Origin of the sequence: Streptomyces sp. NPDC058864 (assembly GCF_042742985.1) — a bacterium.
Classification (GTDB): Bacteria; Actinomycetota; Actinomycetes; order Streptomycetales; family Streptomycetaceae; genus Actinacidiphila.
This window is the reverse complement of sequence record NZ_JBHYMQ010000014.1, coordinates 15,573-28,617: the sequence shown is the minus strand read 5'-3', so window position 1 is coordinate 28,617 and position 13,045 is coordinate 15,573. Positions and strand designations below refer to the sequence as shown.

The window sequence follows — 13,045 nt, the reverse complement described above, 5'->3', positions numbered from 1 at the left end:
CGACAACCACCGACCCCAGGAGCCGCGTTGAGAGCCTCCACCTTCGTCTACCCGTGGGACGTCGTCGGCGACCCGGAGGCGGCGGACCGCATGGCCGCCCTCGGCGTCCGGCAGGTCACCCTCGCCTCCGCCTACCACTCCACGCGGGCGCTCACCCCCCGCCACCCCCGGCACCGCATCGTCACCGCCCGCCACGCCGCCGTGCTCTACCCGCCGGACGAGCGCCGCTGGGCGGGACGCGCCCTGCGGCCGTACACCCAGGACTGGGCGGGCGCCGAGGACGCCTACGGCGAGGCCGCCCGGGCCCTGCGGGCGGCCGGACTGGACGTGCACTCCTGGGTCGTGCTCGCCCACAACTCCCGCCTCGGGGACGACCACCCCCGGGTGAGCGTGCGCAACGCCTACGGCGACCGCTACCCCTGGGCGCCGTGCATCGCCCAGCCGGAGGTGCGCGAGTACCTCGTCACGCTGGCCGCGGAGGCCGCGGTGCGGCCGGGGACGGGCACCGGGGGCACGGAACTGGAGTCCTGCGGCTGGTACGGCCTCGCGCATCTGCACGCCCACGACAAGACCGGCGGAGTGCCGATGCCCGGGGCCGCGCAATACCTGATGTCCCTGTGCTTCTGCCCCGAGTGCGAGGCGGGGTACGCCGGGGTCGGGGCGGACCCGGACGAACTGCGGGCGGCCGTGCGCGGCGCCCTCGCACCGGTGTGGGCGGGGGAGTGGGCCCCCGGGCCCGACGAGTGGGCCGACGTCGAGAAGCTGCTCGGGGCGGACCTGGCGGGACTGACCATGGCCTGGCGGGGTCCCGTGGCGAGGGACCTGCAGCGGGCGGCGGTCGAGGCGGTACGGGCCGCCGCGGCACCGGGGTTCCAGGTCCTGCTGCACGCGGACCCGCACGCGCACCGCTGCGGCGCGAACGCCGGAGTCGACCCGGGGTGGGTCCTGGCCCACGCGGACGGGCTCGTGCTCCCCAGGGCGGACCTGGTCGCGGCCTGCGTGCCGCACGCGCGGGCGGGGACCGTGCTGGCGGCCAACTTCCCCGTCGTCGCCGGGATGGGCGGCAGCCCCGGCACGCTCGCCGCGGACGCGGCCCGGGCACGGGCCGCCGGCGCGACGGAGCTGCGGCTCTACCACGCGGGGCTCGCCTCGGCGGGGGATCTGGCGGCGGTGCGGGGCTTTTTGGCGGGGTCAGAGGGCTGAGGCGTGCGCCGGGTGCGTTGTGGTTGCGGTCGGGGTTTTCCCCGCCTGCCCTCCCCCAGCCTTCGGCCGGGGGTGCCCCCAACTCCCCCACCCCCTCCGTATCACCAGCTACCAACGCCCGGTGGGGGGTAAACGGGGGGTCCCCTTCCGCCGACAGCAGCGCACCGGTATACCGGCGAGGTGAATGAACAGGTTCGCCCCGGGGGAGACACGCCCACATTCAAGGCCGTCCTACTGGACTGGGTGGGAACGCTCATCGTCCCCAAGTGGGGGCCCGACCACGCCGGTCCCAAGGGCGGGTCGTGGATCGAGGGCGCGCTGCGACGCGTTGGCCGGGAGGCCTCGCCGTCGGAGGTGCGGGCGCTCAGCGCGGCCCTCAAGAAGGCGATCGGCGATCCCGAAGTGGCGCGGGCGATGACCGGTGCGGACGCGTCCGTCGAGTCGTACCGTGCCGGCTTCTCGCGATGGACCTCGGTCGCCGGCATCGAAGAGGCGCTGATGGACGCCCTGTATGCCGAACTGGCGCAACCGGACGTCGATCTCTTCGCCGTGGACGTGGAGCCGACACTCGCGACGCTGAAGGCTGCCGGGGTACGGGTGGCCGTGGTCAGTGACGTCCACTTCGACGTCCGCCCCTGGTTCGTGAAGGCCGGTCTGGACGGCTACGTCGACCGGTTCGTGCTGTCCTTCGAGCACGGTGTCTGCAAGCCCGACCCAGCCATCTTCCGCCTGGCGTTGGACGAGCTGGGGGTGCGCCCTGACGAGGCGCTGATGGTCGGGGACCGTTCCGCCTACGACGGTGCGGGAGTCGAAGCCGGTATCGCGACCCTTCTGCTCCCGCCTCTCGCCGAGGCCACCGAAGAACGCCTGCACCTCGTGCTCACATCCTGCGGACTGCGGCAGCACGTGCGCCCTTGACCCCCCACTGGCCTCGATCACCGCGTCGGCGTGTCGGTGCGTTTTGGACGGCGGAGGGGGATTTCCCGTCCGACACCCCCCCACCGGCCGTCATGCGCCCACTCAACGGGAGGGGGTGTGGCGGGGTGCGCCCGTGGGGGTCCCCCCGGCCGAAGGCTGGGGGAGGGAGGGCGGCGGGGAAAAACCCCCAACCGCAACCACAACGGCGCCGCACACGACCACGGGCCACTCGCGCCGAACTGGGCGCAACCCATTGACGTACCCCGCCCCCCGCCCTACCTTCATCGCGTCGTACTTCGTACGTCATATATGAGACGCCATACGCGAGATCCGAAAGAGCCCCCATGGACCTGCTCGCCGGCACCGCGCCGACGCCGATTCCGTCCCGTACCCAGGTCGTGCTGGAAACGATCAAGCACGGGATACTGACCGGGCAGCTGAAGCCCGGTCAGGCACTCGTGGAAGCCGAGCTGGCCGCGCAGTTCGGGGTGTCGAAGACGCCCGTGCGGGAGGCGCTGAAGACGCTCGCCGGGACCGGGCTGGTCGTGATGAGCCAGTACAAGGGCGTGACCGTGCGGACCGTGGACGCGGCGATGGCGCGTCAGGTGTACGACGTGCGGCTGCTGCTCGAGCCGGAGGCCCTGCGCCGCACCGTCACGCACCGCGCCCCGCTGGACGCCGCGCGGGAGGCGCTGTCGCGGGCCGACGAGGCGGCGGACCGGGCCGACCGGTCGCTCGCCAACCGGGAGTTCCACCGGGCGCTGTACACGCCGTGCGGCAACCCCCTGCTGGCCCGGATGCTGGACGACGTGCGGGACCAGGCGGCCCTGGTCTCGGCGGTGGTCTGGCAGGAGACGCCGTCGTGGGAGCAGGAGGCCCGCGAGCACCGGGAGATCCTGGCGCACGCGCTGGACGGGGACGCGGACGGCGCGGCGCGGCTGCTGCACGACCACATCGCGAGCTTCGTGGCCCGGGCGTTCCCGGAGGGCCGCGACGGCGGGGAAGGACCGGCCCGCTGAGCCGCGGGCGCGCGGAGGTGAGGGGACGGCCCCCCGCGCGCCCGCCCCCCCGCCCGCTTCCCGCCCGTGCCGTCCCCACCGCACCCCGCAACCACCCGAGTCGAAGGGCAACCGAATGTCATTCGCAGAGCAGTCGTCCGCGCTCGCCGATGTCGTGGCGATCCCGGTGACCCCGTTCGACGCGGAGGGGGGCGTGGAGCGCGCCGCGTACCGTGCGTTGCTGCGCAGGCTGCTCGACAGCGGGGTGCGGACGGTCACGCCGAACGGCAACACCGGGGAGTTCTACGCCCTTGACCCGGCCGAGCGGCGGCTGGTCGTCGAGCTGACGATGGCGGAGGCGGACCCGGGCACCCAGGTCGTGGTGGGCGTCGGCCACGACGTGCCGACCGCGGTGGCCGCCGCGCGGCACGCATGCGACGCCGGGGCGCAGATGGTGATGGTGCACCAGCCGATCCACCCGTACGTGTCGCCGGAGGGGTGGGTGGACTACCACCGGGCGATCGCGGAGGCCGTCCCGGAGACCGGGGTCGTCCCGTACGTCCGCAACCCGGCGCTGGGCGGCGGGCTGATAGCCCGCCTCGGCGAGCTGTGCCCGAACGTCATCGGGGTGAAGTACGCGGTGCCCGACGCCGCCCGTTTCGCGGCGGTGGCGCGGGACGCGGGGCTGGACCGCTTCACGTGGGTCGCGGGCCTCGCCGAGCTGTACGCCCCCGCCTACTGGGCGGTCGGCGCGACCGGCTTCACCTCGGGCCTGGTCAACGTCGCGCCCCGGGTGTCCCTGGAGATGCTGCGCGCGCTGCGGGACGGCGACTACGCGGCGGCGATGAAGGTGTGGGAGCAGATCAGGGAGTTCGAGGATCTGCGGGCCGAACAGAGTTCCGCCAACAACGTGTCGGTGGTCAAGGAGGCGCTGGCGGTGCTGGGACTGTGCCGCCGCGAGGTGCGCCCGCCCAGCCGCCTGCTGACCGGGGACCGGCGCGAGCGGGTGGCCGCCCTGCTCGCCGGCTGGGACCTGTGAGCCGGGACGGGACGGAGGGCCGCCATGAAGAAGCCGGAAGAGCTCCGCAGCCACCAGTGGTACGGGACCGACGGCCTGCGCTCGTTCAGCCACCGGGCCCGCACCCGGCAGCTGGGCTACCTGCCGGAGGAGCACCTGGGCAAGCCGGTGATCGCGGTGCTCAACACCTGGAGCGACATCAACCCCTGCCACGTCCACCTGCGCGAGCGGGCCCAGGCGGTCAAGCGCGGGGTCTGGCAGGCGGGCGGCTTCCCCCTGGAGTTCCCGGTCGCGACGCTGTCGGAGACGTACCAGAAGCCGACGCCGATGCTCTACCGCAACCTGCTCGCGATGGAGACCGAGGAGCTGCTGCGCTCCTACCCCGTGGACGGGGCGGTCCTGATGGGCGGCTGCGACAAGTCCACGCCCGCGCTCCTGATGGGGGCCGCGAGCGCCGACCTGCCGGCGGTGTTCGTGCCGGCCGGGCCCATGCTGCCCGGGCACTGGCGCACCGAGGTGCTGGGCTCCGGCACCGACATGTGGAAGTACTGGGACGACAGGCGGGCCGGGCTCATCGGCGACTGCGAGATGGCCGAACTGGAGAGCGGGCTGGCCCGTTCGCCCGGTCACTGCATGACCATGGGCACGGCCTCCACGCTGACCGCCGCGGCGGAGGCGCTGGGGATGACGGTGCCGGGCGCGTCGTCGATCCCCGCCGTCGACTCCGGGCACGACCGCATGGCTGCGGCGTCCGGGATGCGGATCGTCGACCTCGTCCGGGAGGACCTGCGGCCGTCGGCGATCCTGACCCGCGAGGCGTACGAGGACGCGGTGGCCACGGTGCTCGCGCTCGGCGGGTCGACCAACGCCGTGATCCACCTGATCGCGATGGCGGGACGCAGCGGCGTCCCGCTGACGCTGGACGACTTCGACCGCATCGCCCGTACGGTGCCGGTGCTGGCCAACCTCCGCCCCGGCGGCCGCTACCTGATGGAGGACTTCCACTTCGCGGGCGGCCTCCCGGGGTTCCTGACCCGGCTGCGGGACGCCGGCGTACTGCACCTCGACCGGCCGACCGTCGCGCACAAGACCCTGGGCGAGCAACTGGCCGGGGCCCTCGTGCACGACGAGGACGTGATCCGCCCGCTGGACAGGCCGCTCGCGGCCGAGGGCGGCGTCGCCGTCCTGCGCGGAAACCTCTGCCCGGACGGCGCCGTCATCAAGCACATCGCCGCCGAGCCCCACTTGCTCGAGCACACGGGTCCCGCGGTCGTGTTCGACGACTACCGGACCCTGCAGCGCACCATCGACGACCCCGGCCTCGGCATCACCGAGGACAGCGTCCTGGTGCTGCGCGGCTCCGGTCCGATCGGCGGACCGGGCATGCCCGAGTACGGGATGCTGCCGCTGCCCGGCCACCTCCTGAAGAAGGGGGTGCGGGACATGGTGCGGATCTCCGACGCCCGGATGAGCGGCACGAGTTACGGCGCGTGCGTGCTGCACGTGGCGCCCGAGTCGCACGTGGGCGGCCCGCTCGCGCTCGTCCGCACCGGGGACCTGATCACCCTGGACGTCGGGGCGCGCACCCTGCGCCTGGAGGTCGACGACGCGGAACTCGAACGCCGGCGCGCGCGGTGGCAGGCACCGCCGCCCCGCTACGGACGCGGGTACGGCGCGCTGTACCAGGACCAGATCACCCAGGCCGACAGTGGCTGCGACTTCCGCTTCCTGGCCCGGCCCGGAGAAGTGCCGGAGCCCTACGCGGGCTGACGCACCGCCGCGCACCACCCCGCCCCGCCGCGCATCACCCCGCACCGTCCGTACCGTCACCGCGCCCGTGGCGGCCCCGCACCATTCGGCAAGCGCTTTCCGTACCCGTACGAAGGAGTACCGGTCATGGCCACAGCCGTGGCGAAACCACCCAGGCCCCCGCGGAGCCGGCCGTCCCGCGCGGCCCGGCGCACCCCGTACCTCCTGATCGCCCCGGCCGTCCTGCTGATGCTGGGCTTCATCGCCTACCCGATGCTCAGCGTCCTCTACTACAGCCTGCGGGACCACAACGTCACCAAGCCCTGGCGTAACGGCTTCGCCGGCTTCGGCAACTTCCACCGGATCCTCTTCGACGACCCGCTGTTCTGGCAGAGCCTGCTCTTCAGCCTCAAGTGGGTCGTCGCGGAGGTGGGACTGCAGCTCGCCCTCGGACTGGCGCTGGCCCTGATCGTCAACCAGACCTTCGTCGGCCGCGGCCTGTCGCGCGCCCTGGTCTTCTCTCCCTGGGCCGTCTCCGGCGTGCTGACCACCACGATCTGGATGCTGCTGTACAACCCCGCCACCGGCATCAGCCGCTATCTGGCGGACGCCGGCATCGGCGAGTACGGCACCTCGGTGCTGTCCGACCCCGACACCGTCTTCCCGGCCGCGGTCCTGGCCGAACTGTGGCGCGGGGTGCCGTTCTTCGCCATCCTCATCCTCGCCGACCTGCAGTCCATCCCGAACGAGCTGTACGAGGCGGCCTCGGTCGACGGCGCGGGCCGCTTCCGGCGGTTCTTCCACATCACGCTGCCCCACCTGCGGGACGCCATCGTGCTGTCCACGCTGCTGCGCGGGGTGTGGGAGTTCAACAACGTCGACCTGCTCTACACGCTCACCGGCGGAGGTCCCGCCGGGTCGACGACCACGCTGCCGCTGTACGTCGCCAACACCGGCATCGACGGTCACGACTTCGGCTATGCGTCCGCGCTCACCACCGTCGCCTTCGTGATCCTCCTGTTCTGCTCCATCGTCTACCTGCGTCTCAGCAAGTTCGGGGGCGACCGCACATGACCACCACCGTGCCGGAGACGAACGGCGTCCCCCTTTCGCGCGTGGCGACCGCCGCGCGCCCCGACGGCGGCGGCGCCGGGCCGCGCCGGGGGCGCCGCGCGCTCACCGCGGGTGCGCCCCGCTGGCAGATCTACCTGCCGCTCGGCCTGTACCTGCTCTTCACGCTCGTCCCCTTCTACTGGATGCTGCTGTTCGCGCTGCGCCCCTCGGGATCCACCTCGCTGGTGCCGTGGCCGGCCACCACGACGCACTTCTCGAAGGTGTGGAACGACCTCGGCTTCGCCGTGTTCTTCAAGAACAGCCTGCTCATCGGCGTGGCCACGCTCGTGATGACCACCGTGATCGCCCTGCTCGGCGGCTACGCGCTGGCCCGCTTCGACTTCCGCGCCAAGCGTGCTTTCCTGCTGGCCCTGCTGTGCTCGCAGTTCATCCCGGGCGCGCTGATGCTCGTGCCGCTCTTCCAGATCTTCAGTGAACTGCGCATGATCGACTCGCTGTGGAGCGTCATCGTCGCCGAGACGGTCTTCCAGCTGCCCCTGTCGATCATCCTCATCAGCGGCTTCATCAAGAACGTGCCGGTGTCGCTGGAGGAGGCCGCCTGGGTCGACGGCTGCGGCCGGGTCCGCGCCTTCTGCGCGGTGGTGCTGCCGCTGCTGCGCCCGGGGCTGATCGCGGTGGGCTCCTTCGCCTTCGTGCACAGCTGGAACCACTTCCTCTTCTCGCTGATGTTCCTCAGCACGCAGGAGAAGTACACGATCCCCGTCGGCCTCAGCTACACCATCGGTTCCGGCGAGAGCGTCGAGCTCGGGACGCTCGCCGCGGGGGGAGTCGTGGCCGCCGTGCCCGTCGTCATCGTCTTCGCCTTCATCCAGAAGTGGCTGGTCACCGGCTTCAGCGCGGGCGCGGTCAAGGGCTGACGCCCGTGCCGGCACCGCAGATCCCCCACGGACGAGGAGGTCCGAACCGTGCGTGATGCATCCCCACGGCCCGCCGGCGGCGGCCCGCCCGTGACGCCGTCCGTCGCCGCGCCCGTGCCCGTCGTCCTGGCCGGGGCCCGCGGTCACGGCGTCTGGCACCTGGAGAACCTGCGCAGGCTCTCGGCCACCGGGCTGGTGCGCCTGGCCGGGATCTGCGACACCGTCCCGCTCGCGCCGGGGGAGCCGGCCGGGTTCCCCGGGCCCGCCCACGGCACCGACCTGGGCGAGCTGACCGCGCGGACCGGCGCCGGGATCGTCATCGTCTGCACCCCCATCCACACGCACACCGACCTGGCGCTCGCCGCGGCCGCGCAGGGCGCCCACGTGCTGCTGGAGAAGCCGCCCGCACCCTCCTACGCCGCGTACGAGCGGCTGGTCGCCGGGGTCGAGGCGAGCGGGCGGGCCTGCCAGATCGGCTTCCAGTCGCTCGGTTCGCACGCGGTGGCCGCCGTGCGGGCGCTCGTCGCCGACGGTGCGATCGGAGCCGTGCGCGGCATCGGCGCGGCCGGCAACTGGGTGCGCGAGGAGCACTATTTCCGCCGGGCTGCCTGGTCGGGCCGGCGCCGGCTCGGCTCCACGGACGTCGTCGACGGGGTGCTCACCAATCCGCTCGCGCACGCCGTCGCCACCGCGCTCGCCCTGGACGGCAGCGAACGTGCCGAGGACGTCGGGGAGATCGAGCTGGAGCTCTTCCGCGCCAACGCCATCGAGGCCGACGACACCTCCGCGCTGCGGCTGCGCACCGCGCGCGGCACGGTCGTCACGGTCACCGCCACCCTGTGCGCCGAGCGCAACAGCGAGCCGTACGTGGTCGTCCACGGCGACCGCGGCCGGGTGACGTTCTGGTACAAGCAGGACCGCGTGCTGCTGCAACGCGCCGGGCACGGCCCCCGGGAGCGGCGGTACGGGCGCACGGACCTGCTGGAGAACCTGGTCGCGCACGTGCGGCAGGGCGAGGAGCTGCTCGTGCCGCCCCGCGCGACCGGCGCCTTCATGAAGGTCGTCGAGGCCGTGCGGACGGCCCCGGACCCGGTGCCGCTCCCCGAAGGTGCCTGGCGCAGCGAGCCCGGCGAACGGTCCGCGCGGCGCGTCGTCACCGGGGTCGACGGCATGGTCACCGCGGGCGCCGAGCGCCTGGCCCTCTTCTCCGAGCTGGGCGCCCCCTGGGCCGCCACCGACGGGGTGGTCGCGTGATGACGACCACGACCCTGCACGCCGCCGGGCGTACCGTGGGACGCTACGTCCACCGTCCCGAGCTGCCCGGGCGGCTCTCCCCGCGCCCGTACCTGCACCCGCTCACCACCCTGGCCGGGGTGCCCGTCACCGAGTTCATGCCCGGCGACCACCTCCACCACCTCGGCGTGAGCGTCGCCGTCCCGGACGTCGAGGGACGCAACTTCTGGGGCGGCCGCACCTACGTCCGCGACCGAGGCCCGACCGAGCTGGACGACCACGGCGTCCAGGAGCACCTGGGACTGCTCCGCGGCGGCCCGGACGGCTTCACCGAGGAGCTGTCCTGGCGCTCCGGGGACCGCGAACTGCTCCGTGAGCGCCGGACGGTCGCGGCCCGCGCGCTCGGCGCGGACTGCTGGGCGCTCGACGTCACCTTCGCGCTGGCCAACCCTGGCGAACGGGAACTGAGCATCGGCAGCCCCGCCACCAACGGGCGTCCCGGCGCCGGTTACGGCGGCTTCTTCTGGCGGGCGCCCGCCGGGCCGGAGCGGCCACGGGTGTTCACCGCCGAGGCGGAGGGCGAACGGGCCGTGCACGGCCGCGCGGCCGACTGGCTGGCCCTGTCCGGCGGGGGCTGGACGCTGGTCTTCGCCGGGGTGACCGCCGTGACCCGCCGCGACCCGTGGTTCGTGCGCGCCGCCGAGTACCCGGGCGTCGGCTCCTCCCTCGCGTGGGACCGGCGGCTGCCCGTCCCCGCGGGCGGCACCGTCACCCGGCGGATCACCACCGCGGTCGCCGACGGGCGGCTCGGACCGGAGCAGGCCGGCGCGCTGGCCCGCCGCCTCGTCGAGGGGAGCGGCTGACGATGCGCCCCTGGACCGCCGACCTCGGCGACGGCACCTACCGCAACCCGGTGCTCCACGCCGACTGGTCCGACCCCGACGTCATCCGCGTCGGCGACGACCACTACCTCACCGCCTCGAGCTTCGGCCGCGTCCCCGGGCTGCCGCTGCTGCACTCCCGCGACCTGGTCAACTGGCGGATCGTCGGGCACGCCCTGGACCGTCCCCCACCGGGGCGGCCGGCCGGCGCGCCGCGGCACGACGGCGGGGTGTGGGCGCCGTCGCTGCGGCACCACGAAGGCCGCTTCTGGATCTTCTGGGGCGACCCCGACGCCGGTCTGTTCCAGGTCAACGCGCCGGATCCGCGCGGCCCGTGGACCCGCCCGCACCTGCTGAAGGCCGGCAAGGGCCTGATCGACCCCTGCCCGCTGTGGGACGAGGACGGCACCGCCTACCTGGTGCACGCCTGGGCCAGGTCCCGCTCCGGGGTGAAGAACCGGCTCACCGGTCACCGGATGAGCCCGGACGGTCGGGAACTCCTGGACGAGGGCCGGGTGGTCGTGGACGGCGACCGCATCCCGGGCTGGTTCACCCTCGAAGGGCCCAAGCTCCACCGCCACGACGGCTGGTACTGGATCCTCGCCCCGGCCGGCGGGGTGGAGACGGGCTGGCAGGGCGCGTTCCGCGCACGCGACTTCTTCGGCCCCTACGAGGAGGCCGTGGTGCTCGAGCAGGGGCGCACCGCGGTCAACGGGCCGCACCAGGGCGCCTGGGTGCGCACCGCGCGGGGCGAGGACTGGTTCCTGCACTTCCAGCAGCGCGGCGCGTACGGGCGCGTGGTGCACCTGCAGCCGCTGCGCTGGACGGCGGACGGCTGGCCCCTGGCGGGCGACGGAGGCGAACCCGTCGCCGTCCACGTCAAGCCGGGCACCGCCGAGCCGCAGCCGCCCGAGGCCCCGGCCACCGACGACGACTTCCCCGGCGGCCGGTTCGGCCGGCAGTGGTCCTGGGCCGCCGCCCCGCGGCGCGGCTGGACCACCGCGCACGGCGGCGACGCGCTGCGCCTGACCTGCGTGCGCACCGCCGACGCCCACGACCTGCGCCGGCTGCCCAACGTCCTGGCGCAGCGGCTGCCCGCGGAGTCCTTCACCGTCACCGTCGACCTCGTGCTGGACGCCGCGGCCCACGGTGCGAAGGCCGGGCTGGCCGTGGTCGGCGACGCCTTCTGCTGGATCGGCCTGGAGCGGTCGGCGGACGGCGTGCACCTGGTGCACCGCTTCGCCGAGTCCGCTGCCGCGGCCGAACGCGACGCGGCGCACGCCCGCCCGGCGCCGGACGGCCGGGCCTCGCTGCGCATCGAGGTGACCCCGGGCGCCCGCTGCCGCTTCTCGGCGGACACCGGCGACGGCCCGCGCCCCTCGGGCCCGGCGTTCGCCGCCACGCCGTGGCGCTGGGTCGGAGCGCGGCTCGGGCTCTTCGCCACGGCGCCCAGCGCGCCCACCGGCCCCGGCGGCCCCGCCGGGACCGCGGACTTCACGCACTTCCGGATCACGGCGGGCACGGCGGGCACGGCCGCCCCGGAACCCGCCCCGGAACCCGCGCCGGACCCCCGGGCGCCCCGTACGTCCCCACCACCCGCACACACCCCGACAGGAGAGTCACCATGAGAGCACCGAAGGGCCGCGGAGCACGTCTCGCCGCCGCCGTCGCGGCCGTCTCCGCACTGGCGCTGACCGCGTCCGCCTGCGGCACCGACGGCAAGGGCAGCTCGGGCAGCGAGGGCAGCGGCAAGGGCACGGTCACCTTCTGGGACAACAACGGCGGTGTCCGCACCGAGGTGTGGAAGGAGATCATCTCCCGCTTCGAGAAGAAGAACCCGGACATCGAGGTGAAGTACGTCGGGGTCGCCGCCGCCGACGTGCAGTCCAAGTACGACACCGCCATCGCGGGCGGCAAGGGCCTGCCCGACGTGGGCGGCGTGGGCACCGCCATGCTCGCGAGCCTGGTGGCGCAGGGCGCCCTGGACCCGGTGACCGGCCGCATCGACGACAGCTCCCTCAAGGGCAGGTTCGACCCCAACCTGGTCAAGAGCGTGCAGGTGGCGGGAGGCGGCGACGAGCTGTTCTCGGTGCCGACCTCCGCGAACATGGGCGTCCTGTGGTACCGCACGGACCTCTTCGAGGCCGCGGGCGTGCCCGCGCCCACCACTTGGGACGCCTTCTTCACGGCGACGGAGAAGCTGACCGACCGGAAGAACAACGAGTTCGGCTTCACCTTCCGCGGCGGCGCGGGCTCGATCGCCCAGGCCCTGGACATGATGTACGGGCAGTCGGGCATCGACAGCTTCTGGAACGGCGACTCGACCACCGTCAACGACCCGAAGAACGTGGCGGCGCTGGAGAAGTACGTCGCGCTGTACAAGAAGACCACGCCGGAAGCCGACCTCAACAACGACTTCACCAAGATGGTCGCCGAGTTCGACAACGGCAGGATCGGCATCCTCCAGCACAATCTGGGCTCCTACCAGAACCACCTGGACGCCCTCGGCAAGGACAAGTTCGCGGGCGTGGCCATGCCGGTCGACGCGGCGGGGGTGCGCACCACGGTCTCCAACCCCGTGGACGGGCTCGGCCTGTTCAAGAGCTCCGGGAACAAGGAGGCGGCCTGGAAGTTCATCGAGTTCGCCGCCTCCGCGGAGGCCAACAGCCTCTGGAACGAGTCGGCCGGGGCCATCCCGTCCAACACCGAGGCGCAGGACGACGACTGGATCGCCTCCGCCGGGGCGACCAAGATCGCCATCGACGCGCTCACCGACCCCAGGACCAGGATCGTCCAGCTGCCGTACTACCTGCCGGACTGGAACACCCTCAGCAAGGCGGACACCGAACCGGAGTTCCAGAAGGTCGTCCTCGGCCGGCTGAGCGCAAAGGACTTCCTCGACGCCTTCGCCGGGAAGCTCAACGCCGCGCAGGCGGACTGGAAGAAGCACAACTCCTGAGCCACGCGCCCGGGAACGGGACGGCCGGCGGCGCCCACGCCGTGCCGTGAGCCGCCGGCCGTCCCCGCTCCCTCCCCCATCCCGCGACCGCGCAA

The 13,045-nt window shown here is 73.5% G+C and carries 11 protein-coding genes; all 11 read left to right on the top strand.

Translation table 11 applies throughout. From position 1 onward, the window contains the following. Positions 1-27: 27 nt before the first annotated feature. Positions 28-1,203 carry a hypothetical protein gene (locus tag ACFW3D_RS13520; RefSeq protein WP_500504272.1) on the top strand — a complete coding sequence of 392 codons (1,176 nt, stop codon included), beginning with the start codon at positions 28-30 and terminating at the stop codon, positions 1,201-1,203. A 180-nt stretch (positions 1,204-1,383) separates the two neighbouring features. Then, a complete protein-coding gene (locus ACFW3D_RS13515) occupies positions 1,384-2,121 on the top strand; it encodes an HAD family hydrolase (RefSeq protein ID WP_500504271.1) in 738 nt (245 codons plus the stop codon). A gap of 344 nt (positions 2,122-2,465) precedes the next feature. Further along, a complete protein-coding gene (locus tag ACFW3D_RS13510; protein WP_500504269.1) occupies positions 2,466-3,140 on the top strand; it encodes a GntR family transcriptional regulator in 675 nt (224 codons plus the stop codon). A gap of 115 nt (positions 3,141-3,255) precedes the next feature. Continuing rightward, positions 3,256-4,158, top strand: a complete 903-nt coding sequence (locus ACFW3D_RS13505) for a dihydrodipicolinate synthase family protein (protein ID WP_500504267.1) — start codon at positions 3,256-3,258, stop codon at positions 4,156-4,158. A gap of 24 nt (positions 4,159-4,182) precedes the next feature. After that, the gene (gene araD, locus ACFW3D_RS13500) at positions 4,183-5,907 is read left to right on the top strand and encodes an L-arabinonate dehydratase (protein WP_500504266.1); all 1,725 of its coding nucleotides are present in this window, start codon (positions 4,183-4,185) and stop codon (positions 5,905-5,907) included. A gap of 126 nt (positions 5,908-6,033) precedes the next feature. Continuing rightward, positions 6,034-6,960 (top strand): carbohydrate ABC transporter permease, encoded by a 927-nt coding sequence (locus ACFW3D_RS13495; RefSeq protein ID WP_500504265.1) that lies wholly within the window; start codon positions 6,034-6,036, stop codon positions 6,958-6,960. After that, positions 6,957-7,877, top strand: a complete 921-nt coding sequence (locus ACFW3D_RS13490; RefSeq protein ID WP_500504264.1) for a carbohydrate ABC transporter permease — start codon at positions 6,957-6,959, stop codon at positions 7,875-7,877. Before ACFW3D_RS13495 ends, ACFW3D_RS13490 begins: the two co-directional genes overlap by 4 nt. A 48-nt stretch (positions 7,878-7,925) precedes the next feature. Next, complete coding sequence (locus ACFW3D_RS13485; RefSeq protein ID WP_500504263.1) at positions 7,926-9,131, top strand: Gfo/Idh/MocA family protein; 1,206 nt, start codon at positions 7,926-7,928, stop codon at positions 9,129-9,131. Beyond that, entirely contained in the window at positions 9,131-9,973 is an 843-nt protein-coding gene (locus ACFW3D_RS13480) for a DUF6807 domain-containing protein (RefSeq protein WP_500504262.1), read from the top strand. The genes ACFW3D_RS13485 and ACFW3D_RS13480 overlap by 1 nt, the downstream gene beginning before the upstream one ends. 2 nt (positions 9,974-9,975) lie before the next feature. Next, positions 9,976-11,619 (top strand): glycoside hydrolase family 43 protein, encoded by a 1,644-nt coding sequence (locus ACFW3D_RS13475; protein WP_500504261.1) that lies wholly within the window; start codon positions 9,976-9,978, stop codon positions 11,617-11,619. Then, positions 11,616-12,950 carry an ABC transporter substrate-binding protein gene (locus ACFW3D_RS13470; RefSeq protein ID WP_500504260.1) on the top strand — a complete coding sequence of 445 codons (1,335 nt, stop codon included), beginning with the start codon at positions 11,616-11,618 and terminating at the stop codon, positions 12,948-12,950. The genes ACFW3D_RS13475 and ACFW3D_RS13470 overlap by 4 nt, the downstream gene beginning before the upstream one ends. Positions 12,951-13,045: the final 95 nt, after the last annotated feature.